10 protein-coding genes and 1 pseudogene are annotated in these 14,806 nt (G+C 70.9%); 5 read left to right on the plus strand and 6 right to left on the minus strand.

Annotation, left to right across the window (positions count from 1 at the left end):
- Positions 1 to 47 precede the first annotated feature (47 nt).
- Both ABEA15_RS04000 and ABEA15_RS04005 read left to right on the plus strand, forming a co-directional pair.
- Positions 48 to 932 (plus strand): helix-turn-helix domain-containing protein, encoded by an 885-nt coding sequence (locus tag ABEA15_RS04000; RefSeq protein WP_345555535.1) that lies wholly within the window; start codon positions 48 to 50, stop codon positions 930 to 932.
- A gap of 168 nt (positions 933 to 1,100) precedes the next feature.
- Complete coding sequence (locus tag ABEA15_RS04005; RefSeq protein ID WP_345555536.1) at positions 1,101 to 3,536, plus strand: alpha/beta fold hydrolase; 2,436 nt, start codon at positions 1,101 to 1,103, stop codon at positions 3,534 to 3,536.
- Between the two features lie 114 nt (positions 3,537 to 3,650).
- Here the strand turns inward: ABEA15_RS04005 and ABEA15_RS04010 are convergent, their stop codons facing one another.
- The gene (locus ABEA15_RS04010; protein ID WP_345555537.1) at positions 3,651 to 4,277 is read right to left on the minus strand and encodes a class I SAM-dependent methyltransferase; all 627 of its coding nucleotides are present in this window, start codon (positions 4,275 to 4,277) and stop codon (positions 3,651 to 3,653) included.
- A gap of 453 nt (positions 4,278 to 4,730) precedes the next feature.
- Between ABEA15_RS04010 and ABEA15_RS04015 the strand changes: the two are divergent.
- Together ABEA15_RS04015 and ABEA15_RS04020 are read left to right on the plus strand one after the other, a co-directional pair.
- Positions 4,731 to 4,946, plus strand: a pseudogene (locus ABEA15_RS04015) (NAD(P)-binding protein); the annotation flags it as partial.
- A 203-nt stretch (positions 4,947 to 5,149) separates the two neighbouring features.
- A complete protein-coding gene (locus ABEA15_RS04020) occupies positions 5,150 to 6,298 on the plus strand; it encodes an MFS transporter (RefSeq protein WP_425579355.1) in 1,149 nt (382 codons plus the stop codon).
- Positions 6,299 to 6,582: 284 nt separating this feature from the next.
- Here ABEA15_RS04020 and ABEA15_RS04025 read toward each other — a convergent pair whose 3' ends face one another.
- Positions 6,583 to 7,662, minus strand: a complete 1,080-nt coding sequence (locus ABEA15_RS04025; RefSeq protein WP_345555539.1) for a flavin-containing monooxygenase — start codon at positions 7,660 to 7,662, stop codon at positions 6,583 to 6,585.
- Between the two features lie 60 nt (positions 7,663 to 7,722).
- On the opposite strand from ABEA15_RS04025, the gene ABEA15_RS04030 reads away from it, so the two are divergent.
- Positions 7,723 to 8,076: an ArsR/SmtB family transcription factor gene (locus ABEA15_RS04030; protein ID WP_345555540.1), complete on the plus strand. Its 354-nt coding sequence runs from the start codon at positions 7,723 to 7,725 to the stop codon at positions 8,074 to 8,076.
- Positions 8,077 to 8,148: 72 nt separating this feature from the next.
- Here ABEA15_RS04030 and ABEA15_RS04035 read toward each other — a convergent pair whose 3' ends face one another.
- The 4 genes from ABEA15_RS04035 to ABEA15_RS04050 form a co-directional block, all read right to left on the minus strand.
- Entirely contained in the window at positions 8,149 to 9,306 is a 1,158-nt protein-coding gene (locus tag ABEA15_RS04035; protein WP_345555541.1) for an MFS transporter, read from the minus strand.
- Positions 9,303 to 9,662 carry an ArsR/SmtB family transcription factor gene (locus ABEA15_RS04040; RefSeq protein ID WP_345555542.1) on the minus strand — a complete coding sequence of 120 codons (360 nt, stop codon included), beginning with the start codon at positions 9,660 to 9,662 and terminating at the stop codon, positions 9,303 to 9,305. Before ABEA15_RS04040 ends, ABEA15_RS04035 begins: the two co-directional genes overlap by 4 nt.
- Before the next feature lie 306 nt (positions 9,663 to 9,968).
- Positions 9,969 to 11,489: a serine/threonine-protein kinase gene (locus ABEA15_RS04045; RefSeq protein ID WP_345555543.1), complete on the minus strand. Its 1,521-nt coding sequence runs from the start codon at positions 11,487 to 11,489 to the stop codon at positions 9,969 to 9,971.
- Between the two features lie 33 nt (positions 11,490 to 11,522).
- Positions 11,523 to 14,624 carry a type I restriction endonuclease subunit R gene (locus tag ABEA15_RS04050; RefSeq protein WP_345555544.1) on the minus strand — a complete coding sequence of 1,034 codons (3,102 nt, stop codon included), beginning with the start codon at positions 14,622 to 14,624 and terminating at the stop codon, positions 11,523 to 11,525.
- Between the last annotated feature and the right edge of the window lie 182 nt (positions 14,625 to 14,806).

Genomic DNA, 14,806 nt, shown 5'->3' on the forward strand with positions numbered 1-14,806 from the left:
GTGACAGGACCCCCGCTATTCGCTTCAGGGCGATCTAGGCTGGCGGCATGAGCGAGAAGACGAACGCCCTCGGTGCGTACCTGCGCGCTCGGCGCGAGCTGGTGACGCCTGAGCAGGCGGGCATCCCCAACATCGGGGTGCGGCGTGCTCCCGGGTTGCGGCGGGAGGAGGTCGCCATGCTCGCCGGCATCAGCGCGGACTACTACCTGCGGTTGGAGCGGGGCCGCGATCGCAACCCGTCCGTGCAGGTGCTGGAGGCGATCGCGCGGGTGCTCCAACTCGACGACGACCACTTCGCCCACCTGCTGGACCTGGTCTCCGCGGCGGCCCGGCAGCGCAGGCGCCGAGTGCGCAAGGAGACCGTGCCGCCCGGCGCGCTCAAGCTCCTGGACTCCCTCGTCCAGCCCGCCTTCATCGAAGGCCGGTACTTCGACATCCTGGCCTCGAACTCCCTCGCCAAAGCCCTTGATCCCCGACTCGTCGTGGGCGGCAACCAGTTGAGGGACATGTTCTTGGATCCGGGCCAGCAGAGGCTGTATCCGGAGTGGGAGAACGTCACGGAGTGCTTCATCGCGAACCTGCGGCAGTCCGTGGGCAACGACGTCGAGGACCCCCGCTTCGCCGATCTCGTCGGAGAGCTCTCACTGGCGAGCCCCCTGTTTCGCCGACTCTGGGCCCGCCATGAAGTACGCGGACAGCGCGGGACGCCGATCCGGCTGGACCACCCGCAGATCGGGGAACTCACGCTCAACCGGGAGCGGCTGAGCGTGGGAGGGGCCGAGAACCTGAAACTCGTCGTGTACCACCCGGACGCCGGATCCGACGACGCGGGCAAGCTGGCCCTTCTGGCCTCGGCCGATCTGCCCGCCCGGACACCGGACGGCGACGGTTCCGCACCGATACGTGAGGCCGACGGCGCCGCCAACGAGTGATCCCTGTTCGCGCGCCGGACGTGGCGCACGGCGCAAGACGGCGACCGGGTCTGGCGCGTGTGGGAAATCGGCGGGAATACTCACAGATTTCCGGGCTGAGAGCGGCCCGAAAGCGTCCGCGTCAGTGAAAGACTCCGGTTGACTCGCGCGGCGACGAAGGGAACGCATATGGGCGCCGGCCACCAGCCACGGCACACGGCCGACTACGACGCCGTCGTCGTGGGCGCCGGTTTCGCCGGCCTGTACCAGCTCTACCGCCTGCGGGAGCAGGGTCTGAGCGTACGGGTGTTCGAGGCCGGCGGCGGGGTGGGGGGAACCTGGTTCTGGAATCGCTATCCCGGTGCCCGTTGCGACGTGGAGAGCGTCGACTACCAGTACTCGTTCTCCGAGGAGCTGCGGAGCGAGTGGCGGTGGAGCGAACGCTATCCCCGCCAGGAGGAGCTGCTCCGCTACCTCGATCACGTGGCCGACCGGTTCGGCCTGCGCCCGCACATCCAGCTCGGCACGCGCGTCGAACGGGCCGTCTTCGACGAGGAGAGCGGCCATTGGACGGTCGGAACCGACCGGGGCGACCTCGTCCGGGCGCGCTACTGCGTTATGGCCACCGGGTGCCTCTCCGTCCCATGGATGCCCGACCTGCCCGGGTTGGAGGACTTCGCGGGAGAGTGGCATCACACCGGCGCATGGCCGGCCGAGAACGTCGACTTCACCGGTAAGCGCGTGGCGGTCGTGGGGACCGGATCCTCGGGCATCCAGGTCACCCCCGTCGTCGCCGAGCAGGCGGACGAACTGTTCGTCTTCCAGCGCACGGCGAGCTTCAGCGTCCCGGCGTTCAACCTCCCCGCGGGCGAGGAGGATGCGGCCGAGACCAGCGCGGAGTTCCACCGGCGCCGCGAGTTCGCCCGGCACTCCGTGTTCGGTTTGTCGGTGCCCGTCAACAAGCAGTCGGCGCTGGCGGTTTCGGCCGACGAGCGCCGGCGCGAGTACGAGGCCCGGTGGCGGATGGGCGGGCTGCCCATGTACGGCGCGTTCGCCGACCTCCTCATCGACCGGGCCGCCAACGACACCGCGGCCGAGTTCCTGCGCGGCAAGATCCGGGAGAAGGTCCAGGATCCGGACGTGGCCGAGCGCCTGCTTCCCAGGGGCTATCCCCTCGGCGGCAAGCGGATCTGTGTGGACACCGGGTACTTCGAGGCGTTCAACCGGTCCAACGTTCACCTCGTCGACATCAAGGACACCCCTATCGACGCCATCACGCCGCGCGGGCCGCTGGTCGACGGCGTCGAGTACCCGGTGGACGTCATCGTGTTCGCGACCGGCTTCGATGCGATGACCGGTGCCCTGTCGCAGATCGAGATCCGCGGACGCCACGGAGCCGCTCTCAGCGAGAAGTGGGCCGCCGGACCCGCGTCCTATCTCGGGCTGGCGGTGGCCGGCTTCCCCAACCTGTTCCTCGTCACCGGGCCCGGAAGCCCCGCGGTCTTCGGCAATGTGGTCGTGTCGATCGAACACGCCGTCGACTGGATCTCCGACGCCGTCGCCCACCTTCGCCGGCGGAACCTGGCACTGATGGAGGCGACGGCCGACGCCGAGGACGCCTGGGTCCGGCACGTCAACGAGGTCGCCGGCTTCACCCTGCTGGGCGACGTCGACTCCTGGTACACCGGCGCCAACGTACCCGGCAAGCCACGCGTGATCCTGGGCTATGCCGGCGGTGCCGGCGAGTACCGCCGGCGCTGCGACGAGACCGCCCGTCAGGGCTACACCGGTTTCGCGCTCAGCCCGGAGCCGCCGCGCCGTATCCCGGTCGGTGACGGCGCCCGACTCGAGATCAGCGAGACCGGGTCCGGCACACCACTCGTGCTGGTGTGCGGAACCGGACAGGATCACCGGATGTGGGCTCCACTGCTGCCCGCACTGGCTTCCCGGCACCGAGTGATCACCTACAACCACCGCGGCATCGGCGGCTCCGAGCGCGGCGAGCGGGCTGTCACCACGGCCGACCTTGCCGACGATCTCGCCGACCTGCTCGGCGGACTCGGCGCCGCCCCCGCGCACCTGCTGGGCTGGTCGCTGGGTAGCGCCGTCGCCCAGGAGCTCGCGCTGCGCCACCCCGATCTCGTCGCCTCGCTGGTGCTGTGCGGCACCTGGGGGCGTACGGACGCCTTTCAGCGGTCCCTCTTCACCGCGCTGGCCCATCCCTGGCGCACCGGACACCGGGACAGGGCGCTCACCGCGCTCGGCATCATCTACTCGCGGGAACTGCTGGACTCCGAGGCGTTCGGTCCGCTGACGGCACAGCTCGAACCGCTGCTGCCCAGTACGGAGGAGCAAGTCGCCACGGTCGCCGAACAATGGGACGCGGACCTCGCGCACGACAGCCTCGACCGCCTCGGCGGCATTACGGCGCCCGCGCTCGTCGTCGCCGGGGAGCAGGATCTCCTGACGCCCGCCTACCAGGGGCGCATCGTCGCGGAGACGATCCCCGCGGTCTCGTTCGAGCTGTTCACCGGCCCGGGGTCCAGCCACGCGCTGCTCATGGAACGCTCGGAAGAGTTCGCCGACCTGGTCCTCAAGTTCCTCACCGACCTCCCCCCGACCTGAGCGAGGCACGGACGAGAAGGCGTCGGCATGCCGACGTGCGGTTCCCCTGGCAGGCTTGTCCTCGTGCTCAACGCGTCGGTGCGGGCCGCAACAACGGGGGCGACGGTCGCGCGGTTATCGGGCCTCGGCCCGGTGGCCGAGGACGTTGAGGAACGGTGAGTACTTGCCTTGGCTCGACCAGACCTCGTCGACCACCCACCCCGCGTGGTTCACGACCCCGCGCAGTTCCGCTTCGCGCCAGTCGGTTCGGTGGTACCGCGATCCGGTGCGGCCGGCTTCACGCCCGTGCCCGTCGCCCTCGGTGACCGAGAGGAAGATCAGACCGGCCGGCCTGGTCACGCCGGCCAACCGGCCGAGGACTCTGGGGAGGTCGCCGCGGTCCACGTGCATCAGGCAGGCTTGGGCCCAGACCGCGTCGTAGCGGGCACCCGGGTTGCGCGGATCGTCGAGGCCATCGGTGAGCGGGTCCAGCAGGTCGGCCTCGAACCCCTGTCCTCGGAGGATCGCGACGAATCCGGGGGTGATGTCGGTGCGCCGCACGCTGAGGCCGTACTCCTCCAGCGCCCGGGCGTCGCGACCGCCGCCGCTGCCGATCTCAAGAACCCGGCCCGACCCTGCGAGCAGCCGGGCGAACCGCGCGCACGTGGTGCGGATAGCGTCGGGCAGTCGAGCCGTCTCGGTGGCGTATTCCACGGCCGCGGCGTCATAGGCCGCGATGGTCTCCTGCTTTCGGCTGTCCACGTGCACATCCTGCCAGTGCTCTACGACAGGACGGTTTTCATTGAACAACGATGCACCTGCCAGCGCACGCCGAGCCGAGGACAGAACCACATCCGGGGCCCTATGAGTTCGCTGAAGCATGGGTTGTCGTCGGTTCCGGCGAAGTGAAAGCCCGCGGGTACGGCCCCCGCAACGTCGGCATTCTCCGCCGCTTCGAGGCGTGTCCCCCGCGCGTGCGGATGGTCTTCGCGATCCCGCCAGCGGCCGCCGACCGTGACGGAGCTTGACGCGGAGACGCCGGTGTGCAGCCGGACCTGGGCGGGTTCGGGCAGGGAGGCGAATTAGGCGGCGTCGGCAGCGCGGCGGTGTGCGGCGTGTCGGGCACACTTCAATTATCGACCATGATCGATGGTTGCATTCATTGACTGGGGTCGATAGCGTATCGATCGATTCCAATCGATTAAAAGGTGAGAGATGGCTGATCGGCTTCCGGTCGCGGTGATCGGTGCGGGACCGGTGGGGCCGGCCGCGGCGGCTGAGGTGGAGCGGCGCGGCCTGCCCGCGGTGGTGCTGGAGAAGGGTGCCGAAGCGGGTGCGGCCATGCGCGAATGGGGGCATGTGCGCCTGTTCTCGTCGTGGCGGGGTCTGGTGTCGCCGGCCGCGGAGAAGCCGCTGGCCGTCGGCGGGTGGCTCGCCGAGGCGGCCGCCGGCGAAGGGGAGGGCGCGGGCGGCTGCTGCGGCAGTGCTCCGGATCCGGTGGAGCTCGCGCACCCCGCCCTGCCCGTCCTGAAGTGAGGCAGGGGGCGGATACCTCGCCGGTCGGGCCCGCGGAGACCCCGCCCGTCGGGCCCGCGGGGGCCGTCGCCCCGCGGGCCCGACGGGCGCTGATCGCGTTGTGCGTGACCGTGACCACGAGCTACGGGGTGCTGTTCTACGCCTTCCCCGTGCTGGCTCCGGCGATCAGCATGGATACCGGATGGCCGCTTGCGCACCTGACGGCGGCGTTCTCGGCGTCCCAAATCGTGGCTGGGCTGGGCGGCGCCCTCGTGGGCCGCTGGATGGAGCGCTCCGGCCCGCGGGCCGTCATGACGTGGGCGGCCGTCGTCGCCGTCCCCGCCCTTGCCGGCATCGCGTGGGCCCCGCGACTGTGGGGCTTCTTCGCCGCGTGGCTCGTTGCGGGGGCGGCGATGGCCGGGTTGTTCTATCCGCCCGCCTTCGCCGCCCTGACCCGCTGGTACGGGCCCCGGCGCACCAAGGCGCTGACTGTTCTGACGTTGGCGGCCGGGCTGGCCAGCACGATCTTCGCCCCGCTGGCTGTGGCGCTGGAGCAGGCGCTGGGTTGGCGCGGAGCCTACCTGGCGCTGGCTGCGGTGCTCGGGGGCGTGGTTGTCCCGCTGCACGCCTTCGCCCTCACCGCGCCCTGGCAGAGCACCGGTCCAGCGAGCCGCGCGCGGGCGCATGCGGACGCGGTCGGGCCGGTGGTCGCGGGGCGGGCGTTTCTCGCACTGACCGCTGCGCTGACACTGGGCGCTTTCGGGGTTTATGCGGTCGTTGTCAACCTGGTCCCGCTGCTCGACGCCCGGGGTTTCGACGCCACCACCGCGGCGTGGGCACTGGGGATCGGCGGGATCGGCCAGGTGCTGGGACGACTGGTCTACGCGCCGCTGGAGCGCCGGGCCGGACCGGTGGCCCGGGCGGTGCTCGTGCTCGCTGCATGCGCACTGACGACCGGTCTCCTCGCCGCCGTGAGTTCCCCGGTGGCGCTGCTGATGGCGATCGCGCTGCTGGCCGGCATGGCCCGCGGCATCTTCACCCTGCTGGAGGCCACTGCTGTGGCCGACCGGTGGGGGGTTGAGCGCCACGCCACGCTGAACGGTGTTTTGCACACCCCGCTGATGCTGGTCCTCGCCCTGTCGCCGTGGGCCGGTGCGGCGCTGGCCGGGCCGCTCGGCGGCTACCCTGCCGTGTTCGCCGCATTGGCGGCCATCGGTGCCCTCGGCGCGGTCGCGGCCGTGTTCACGCGGCCGAAACGAGGTGGGTAGTGCCTGCGCCGAGCCGCGGTGCCGCGACGTCAATGAGGCGGCGCAGGCGGTTGGGTCGGGCATTGCGCTCGGCCGGGCGGCGGCCCGCGTCCGCCTCAGCGACGCGAAGGGCAGCTGCCGGGCCCGGCGCCACCGCCCCAAGTCGTCCGTTCGACAAGGGTGCAGGTTGCCGGGCCCCAGGGGTCGTCGGCCGTCGGGCAGGACCGCCCGGAACGTGACGTGGCGGCCGCCCGACCGGTGCCGGTCGCCGTCCGGGCGGCGGCCGCTGCATGGTGGACGCCCGTTCAGAGCCCGGCGGCGGCCGGGGCCTTGCGCACATGGGCGGCCAGCGGAGCGACGACGTGCGCGGCGTCGCGGTGGACGCCGCGCAGCGTGTTGGAGGAGAACGAGCGCTGGAACTCCAAGCCCACGTAGGCCAGCCCGGGGTGGGTGGCCGAAACCCCGCCGGTGTGCAGGGGCGCGCCGTCGTCGCCGAGCGCGCCCAGTGGGCCCAGGTAGCCGAGGGCGGGCCGGTAGCCGGTGGCGAAGATGACGGCATCGACCGGTTCGGGGTGGCCGTCGGCCCAGACGACGGCCTCGCCGTCGAAGGCGGTGAACATCGGCCGCCAATCCAGCCGCCCGGAGATCAGGGCCTGCTCGTAGTCGCCGGTCTCCATGACGAGCGTGCCGCCGACGTAGTGGACCAGCCATTCGGGCGGGAGGCGGTCGAATCCGGTCTCCACCAGCCAGTCGTGCAGGTCGCGGCCCCCGCGGCGCTGCTGGAGGAAGCGGATGGGCAGGCGGGACGCCAGCGTGACCGACGCCGTCCCAGACAGCTCGTAGCCGATCTGGACCGCGGAGTTGCCGCCGCCGACCACGACGACGCGCATGCCGGAGAAGGGGGCGGGGGTGCGGTAGTCGGCGGCGTGTAGCAGTCGCCCGGTGAACCCGTCCTGACCGGGCAGCGCGGGCAGGCGGGGGTTGGCGAAGGAGCCGCTGGCCGCGACGAGGCCCGCCGCGCTCAGGGTGCGGCCGTCGGCGGTGCGCACGGCGAACCCGGCGCCGTCGGCCTCGACCGCCTCCACCGCGGTGCCGGTACGGATCTCCACGTCCAGCCCAGCGGCGTAGCGCTCCAGGTAGGCGGTGACCTCGTCGCGGTGCGGGTAGCGGTCGGGGTCGCCGGGGAAGGGCGCACCGGGCATCGCGCTGTGGCGGGCGGGGGAGAAGAGGGTGAGGCTGTCGTAGTAGTGCGGCCAGGAGCCGGCGGCGCGGTCGCCGGCTTCGAGGACGAGGGGGCGCAGGCCCGCGGTGCGCACGGCGTGGGCGGCGGCCAGTCCGGACTGGCCGCCGCCCACGATGACCACGGTGTCGTCAGGGGTACTCATGACCTGATCATATCGTAAAATCGTGAAATTACGATATGACGATGTGGGAGTATGGGGCCCATGAGCGAGTCGGCGGGCGTGCGGGAGTGCGAGGGCCTCGGAGTCGAGGGATGCGGGGCGGCGACCCCCTCCGGCCTGGGCGAAGCCACACACGACTTCCTGAAGGCGCTGGCCAGCCCGACCCGCCAGCGCATCATGCTGCTGTTCGCCGAGGGAGCCGAGCTGTCTGTCGGCGAGGTGGCCGAGCGCGTCGGCATCGGCCAGTCCACGGCCTCCCAGCAGCTGGCCCTGCTGCGCCGGGGCGGCATCCTCGCCTCCCGCCGCGAGGGCAAGATCGTGCTCTACCGCACCGACCGCGACCGCAGCCTGGCGGCGCTGGACGACCTCCGGGCCTACCTGCGCTACTGCTGCTGACGACGTGGGGCGGTCACCGGCGCCGCGGTGCCGGAGCCCGCCCGCTGTATGTGCGGCACCGCGCGGGCGGGGTCAGGCGCGGCGCTGCCGGAGCAGGGCGAGGACCACGACCAGCCCGGCGGCGGCCAGAACGGCGGCGACACCGCCGTAGCCCGCCGTCTCGGCGATCGGGCCGCCGAGCAGGGGCGCGAGCAGATAGCCCGTGATCCCCAGCTGCGACCACAGCACCATCGCCGTGACGATGCGCCGGGCGGGCACCGCTTCGAGGAGTACGCCGATCGACCCCGTGTTGGCCATGCCGATGCCGACACCGCCTACCGCCAGCGCCGCCATCCAGACCGGCACGGACGCGACGGTCCCCGCTCCGCCGAGACCCGCAACAACCAGAACCGTCGCGACCAGCAGCGCAACGCGAGGGCGCATCCGTGCGGCAAGTGCGGCGGCCGCGGCCACCACCACTGACGTCGCGGCGTAGAACACCCCGATCTGCCACTGGCTCAGCTGTGAGCCGAAGTGCAGCGGAAGTACCCCTTCCAGCATGCCCAGCGCCATCACCGCGAACGCGATGCCGGCGCACGCCGCCCAGAACCCGGGCGAGCCGATCGCCTTGCGGTCGCCGGTGAACCCCTGACCGCGGGCGGGCAGCCGGCGCCGCAGCAGTACCACCGCGACGGCCATGAGCAGCGCGGCGAGCAGGTAGGCGGCGAAGGGGCCGCGGACTCCCGGGACCGACCCCAGCAGCGGTCCCAGCAGCCCGCCCGCGGAGTAGGCGGCGAAGATCCGGCTCATGCACACATAACTCTGAGTCGGCCAGTAGGACAGGGTTGCGAAGGTGACGCCGAGCCACAGGCATCCCGACCCCACTCCCATCACCAGGCGGGCGGCGGCCAGAAGCGGTGCCTCGGAGGCGGTGAGGAAGCCGCCGCAGCCGGCGCAGATCAGGACGAGACCAGCCAGCACGACCCGCAGGGGGACGCTACGCCGCATCGCGGCGCCGCCCAGAGCGAATCCCGCGACCATGCCCAGAGGGAAGGCCGCCACAATCAGGCCCATGACCGCGGGCCCGGCGCCGGTGCGCTGCGCCAGCGCCGGCAGCACCGGGGCGATCACGCTGTAGCCGGCCGCGTCCAGGACTCCCAGTGCGATGAGGATCCCATAGGCGGCGCCCGAGCCCCGCCCCGTGAGGTCCCCGGCTCCGCCGGGGACGCCGGCTGTGGCAGGGGCGCTCACCGGGGTCGGCCCCAGCGTCCGGTGCCCGACCGCCCGCCCGCCTGTACCGGGGCGGGACGGCCCATCACCACGTCGGCGGCCGAGGGGAAGGCCTCCACACACTCCTCGTTGAGGCGGTAGCGGCTGTAGGCGCCCTCATGGTCCACGAGCACGAAACCGGCCTCGGCCAAGGCCTTGAGATGGTGCGACACCGTCGACTGGCCCACGTCCACCGCCGCAACGAGCTCGCCGACACTCAGCGTTGCGCCCCGGCGGGCGAGCAGCGTGACGATCTGGATCCGCGTGGCGTCGGCCAGCGCCTTGAACCAGTCGGCGTAGCGCTCGGCTTCACGTCGATCCACCACATCATCACTCATCGGTAATCGACGATAATCGATAACCTTCCGGGGTTCAACCCCTCGGCCGGAGAGGCGCTCACAGCGCCCCTGGATGAACCGGTCAGAGCCCGAGAGGACCAGGACACCACCCATGGCCGCGAGGCGGCGCGGCCCAAGGAGTCGCCCGACGAGTGCGACCGCAAGGCCGGCCCAGCATCGCGCCGCGCTGGAGGCCGGCGCCGATCCGGTCTTGCTGACCGAGTGAACGGAGGTGAGTAGTGCTCGACCATCCGTGGCGTTGGCTGGGGTGGGCGCTGATACCTCTCCCGCAACGCCGATTCCCGTTCAACGTTGACGCGGCAATCGCTGCACCTTCTTGGTGAGGGGGTGGTCGGGGCCCAGGACGCGCACGGCGTCGTCGCGGAGGTCGCGCAGCCGGTTCCGGGCGTTGTCGAGTTCGCCCAGAGCCGCGTAGCAGCGGGCGAGTTCGAGACGGACCTCAAGGGCGTCCTGTGTCTCCTCCTCGCCGAGCGCGCGGTAGTTGTCCAGCAGGTCGAGCAGCACCTCGACGGCCTCGGCGCAGCGGTCCAGGTCGACCAGGCACGCGGCCAGAGCGTGCCGGCAGTCGATGACGTCGGTCGCCCCCTCTCCGTGATGCTCGATGAGCAGTGGGAGCAGCCGCCGGTACTCCCGTTCGGCCTGGTCGACGCGGCGGGCGGAGATCCAGGCGTCGGCCCGCATATGCGTGAACCGCAGACAGACGTCGTCGGGCAACTCCTCCGGATTGGCGAGCGCGTCGGAGAGGACGTCGCCGGCCTGGACGAAACGCTGGTTCTCCACGAGGCGAGCAACCTCGTCGTACACCCGATCCGGGTCGATCGGCCCGGTCGGGTTCGGCGCGGGGAAGGGGGACGTGGCCGCCCGCGCGGGGTCGCTGCCGGTCCTGGAACGGGAGGCGAACGGGTACCGGAACGGGTGGCTCGGGTCGTGCTCCCCGCCCGTGTCGGGGGTTCCCACGGGTCGCGGGGCCGGCAGAAGGGGCGCCAGTCGGGTGAGAACCTCGTCGGCATCGGCCGGACGGTCGGCCGGCTCCTTGCTGAGGAGGTCGGCCACGAGTGCGGCGAGCGGCGCGGGCACGTCGTCGCGGAGCTCGCCCAGCGGGGGCGGTGGGGTGTGCACCTGGTCGTAGATCACCGCCTCGGTGCGCGCGCCGGTGAACGGGGGACGTCCGGTGAGCACCTCGAACAGCAGGCAGCCCAGCGCGTAGAGGTCGGTGCGCGCGGTGGCGTCCCCGCCGATACACAACTCGGGAGCTATGTACGGTGCGCTGCCGAGGGCCTCGTGGCTTCGGGTGAGCCGGGAGATGCTCGGATCAAGCAGGATCGCGATACCGAAGTCGAGGAGCTTCACCGTGCCGTCCGGGCCCACCATGACGTTGGGGGGCTTGATGTCGCGGTGCACCAGGAACCCGGCGTGAGCTGCGGCGAGGACGGAAGCGAGCTGCGCCCCGACGGCGGCCGCGCCCTCCACGGGCAGCGAGCCCCGCTGCGCGAGGAAATCACCGAGGTTCTGCCCCTCCACGAGCTGCATGACGAGGTACAGCTCCCCGTTCTCGGTTCCGGCGTCGTAAACGGCCGGAACGCCCGGGTGCTCGACGCGGGCGGTCATCCGGGTCTCCCGCAGGAAGCGTTCGACCAGCACGTCGGCCTGCGTGCCGGAGGCGCTCAGGTGATTCCTGCTCACGAGTTTCACGGCGATCCGCCGGTCGAGCCGGCGGTCGTAGCCGCGGAGGACCACGCCCATGCCGCCCTGGCCTAGGGGGGCGGTCAGTTCGTAGCGGTCGGCGATGACGCGTTGCTGGAACATCGAAGGGCCGTGTTTCCGTGGAGCAGGGGGTGGTCAGGCGGCGTCGCGGCGCAGCCGCCGGTAGGCGCGCCCGCGGGCTTTGCGCACGAACTCCTCCCGGAATTCGTCGTTGTCACTGAACATCCGGAGGAAATCCGTTCTGCTCTGGGCGATCTCGTACACCTTGTCCTCGAAGGCGGTGTCGAAGACCAGGCCGAAGTCCTCCTCGCCGTTGGCGTCGGCGGCGTTGGCCATCTCGGGTTCGCCGACGAGCGCGTCGAGGGGGTCGCCCATGTCGCCGGGGTGCGCGTGCCCGCCGTACTTCTTGTTGAGTTCGTCGATGAGCTCCTGCAGGGAACCCGTTTCCGGTTCCCTCGCGGCGCCGCTCCCGCCGTCGGAGAACCCGGGCAGCACCTGTGCGCCCTCGGAGGCCAGGCGTTCGTCGTGCACACCGGTCCGCTTGAGCCGGAACTGCTCGACGGCGGTCCCGGAGAGGTCGATGTCGGATTCCTCCTTGCGGTTGGGCAGCCGGTTCAGCAGCAGCTTGCCGTACTGGAAGAGCCGCTCCAGCCCGCTGTCGGTGAACGGCACGATCTGGGCGAGGAAGGCGTACATCCGGACGAAGTCCCGCAGAGCGGTGCGGAAGGACTCCGCAGCATCGGGGTCCTCTTCCTGCAGTCGGACGAACCGCTTCGCGGCGGGTTCGGTGTGCCGGTTCATCTCCGCGTGCAGGCGCTGCCGTTCGCGGCCTTCGGCGGGGGAGCGGTCGGCGGCCGCGAACGCTTCGGCGAAGTCGGCGAGTTCGTGCTCGACCAGCAGTTGGTGCTCCATGACCTCGCGCTCGGCCGAGTAGAGCAGGTTCGGGTCGGTGGGGGTGGTCAGGGTGGTCTCGTAGTACCGCTGGAAGGATTCGCGGATGTCCTCGGCGTCGTTGGCGAAGTCGAGGACGAATAGGTCGTCCTGGCTCTTGGCGGGGTGGGTGCGGTTCAGCCGCGACAGGGTTTGTACCGCCTGCACGCCGGTGAGTTTGCGGTCCACGAACATCGTGGTGAGGAGCGGCTGGTCGAAGCCGGTCTGGTACTTGTCGGCCACGATCAGGATGCGGTACTCGGGTTTGCCGTTCGCCGGGGCGTCGGGGTCGTCGGCGCGCGTGTAGCCGAACCGTTCGGGGAGTTCCTTCTCGCCGAACCCGTTGAGGGTGGTTTCGGTGACCTTGTCGTCGGAGTTGCCGTCGACCTCCAGTTCGCCGGAGATCGCGACGAGCGCCTTGCAGTCGCCGTATCCCAGTGTCGCCGCGTACTCGGTGATGGCCCGGTAGAGCTTCACGGCGTGGTTGCGCGACCCGGTGACGACCATCGCCTTGGCGCGGCCGCCCATGCGGTGCCGGGTGTCCCGGTGGACGTGCTCCACGATCACTTCGGCGCGCTGCTGCATGCTTTCCGGGCTCAGCATCGCGAACCGCACCAGCGCCGAGCGGGCTTTCTTGGTGTCGACTTCGTGGTCGTCCGTGTCGGGCCCGGCAAGTCGGAAGTAGTTGGCGTAGGTGATGTAGTTGCCGAGCACGTCGAGGATGAAGCCTTCCTCGATGGCCTGGCGCATCGAGTAGGTGTGGAACGCCTCGGGGTTGCCGGTGACCGGGTCGGGGGTGCCGAACAGTTCGAGGGTCTTGGGTTTCGGGGTGGCGGTGAACGCGAAGAACGACAGTTCCGGATGGCGGCCCCGCGCCAGCGCCGATGCGGTCAGGGGGTCGCCGTCGGCGTCGACGTCGTCGCTGCCGAGTTTGCGCAGGGCCCGCTTCATGGCCGAGGCGGAGTCGCCCGACTGGGAGGAGTGGGCTTCGTCGGCGACGATCGCGTACCGGTTCCCGCGCAGCGCGGTGACCTGTTCCAGCACGTAGGGGAAGGTCTGCAGGGTCACGATGATGATCTTCGTGGTGGCGTCGGCGAGCGCCGCCGCGAGCTGGCCCGACTTGCTGCCGTCGGTGGTGGTGATGCGCTTGACCACGCCGGGGGTGTGGTCGAACTGGTAGATGGTGTCGCCGAGTTGCTTGTCCAGTACGGAGCGGTCGGTGACCACAATGGTCTTGTCGAACACCAGTTGGTCGGCGCCCAGCCCGGTTCCGGGGGCCAGGCCGGCGGGGTCGGGCACCGTGTGCAGGGTGGACAGCCGGTGCGCCAGCCAGGCGATGGTGTTGGACTTGCCGGAGCCGGCGGAGTGCTGGACGAGGTAGTTGTGGCCGCTGCCGTGCCGGGCGACGTGGTCGGTGATGCGGTCCACGGCGTGCCACTGGTGGTAGCGCGGGAAGATGAGCCGCCGTTCGTGCGGAGGCGTCCTCGCGCCCTTCTCCGGCAGCTCCAGATGCAGGAACCGGCGCAGCAGGTCGAGCCAGGTGTCGCGTTGCCAAATCTGTTCCCACAGGTAGCCGGTGGCGTACCCGGAGGATCCGGCGGGCGGGTTGCCTTTGCCGCCGGAGACACCGGGGCCTCGCGAGCCGGTGTTGAACGGGAGGAAGACGGTGGCGTTCCCGGCGAGCCGCGTGGTGAGGTGCACCTCGTCGGTGTCGACCGCGAAGTGCACCAGAGCGCGCTTGCGCAGCAGCGGCTCGCGCCGGTCGCGGTCGGTGCGGTACTGCCGTTTGGCGTGTTCCGCGGTCTGCCCGGTGAGGGGGTTCTTCAGTTCGGCGGTGGCGACCGGCAGCCCGTTGCAGAACAGCGCCAGGTCGAGGGATTTCTCCGGGTCTTTCGCGGAGTAGCGCAGTTGCCGGGTGACGGTGAGGATGTTGGCGTCGTATTCGGCGTTGGCATCGGCGGCGCCCGCACCCGCGGGTTTGAAGAACGCGAGCCGTATCTGCACTCCGCGGTCTTTGACGGGGTGCCGCAGCACGTCGAGGACTCCCCGCCGGTCGATCTCGCGGGCGATGTGTTCGGCGAAGCGCCGCTGGAATTCCCCGGTGTCGTCGCCGTAGAGCTCGGTGAGCCGATTGCACTCGTCGGGCTGGGTGCGGCCGAGGAACTGGAACAGCCGCCCGGTGTCGAGCGCGAGCCGCTGGTCGTAGTCCTGCTGGAGTCCTGCCACCCATCCACCGGTCCCGGTGAGCGAGTCGACGATGACCGTCTCGAACGCCGCTTCGTGGTGCGGGGGTGTTGGCGAGGGCATACGGGGAGGCTCCTTGGGCGCGCGAGGCTCGTTGTGGGTCCACCGTGACGCCCCAGTATGGCCGAGAGCAACGGTCACGGCGGCGAAACGGGTTGAATCGGTCATGCATCCGCCTGGCCGGATCCCGCCATTCGTAGGGTGTCGGGTGTCCAACGCGCCGAGGCGGGAATGGTTCCTCTCCC

Origin of the sequence: Streptomonospora halophila (assembly GCF_039542725.1) — a bacterium.
GTDB classification, from domain to species: domain Bacteria; phylum Actinomycetota; class Actinomycetes; order Streptosporangiales; family Streptosporangiaceae; genus Streptomonospora; species Streptomonospora halophila.

Excerpts from the sequence above, each read along its gene's own strand:
- ABEA15_RS04045 (WP_345555543.1), bottom strand. The coding sequence starts at position 11,489 with ATGTTCCAGCAACGCGTCATCGCCGACCGCTACGAACTGACCGCCCCC.
- ABEA15_RS04050 (WP_345555544.1), bottom strand. The coding sequence starts at position 14,624 with ATGCCCTCGCCAACACCCCCGCACCACGAAGCGGCGTTCGAGACGGTC.
- ABEA15_RS04000 (WP_345555535.1), top strand. The coding sequence starts at position 48 with ATGAGCGAGAAGACGAACGCCCTCGGTGCGTACCTGCGCGCTCGGCGC.
- ABEA15_RS04040 (WP_345555542.1), bottom strand. The coding sequence starts at position 9,662 with ATGAGTGATGATGTGGTGGATCGACGTGAAGCCGAGCGCTACGCCGAC.
- ABEA15_RS04030 (WP_345555540.1), top strand. The coding sequence starts at position 7,723 with ATGAGCGAGTCGGCGGGCGTGCGGGAGTGCGAGGGCCTCGGAGTCGAG.
- ABEA15_RS04025 (WP_345555539.1), bottom strand. The coding sequence starts at position 7,662 with ATGAGTACCCCTGACGACACCGTGGTCATCGTGGGCGGCGGCCAGTCC.
- ABEA15_RS04005 (WP_345555536.1), top strand. The coding sequence starts at position 1,101 with ATGGGCGCCGGCCACCAGCCACGGCACACGGCCGACTACGACGCCGTC.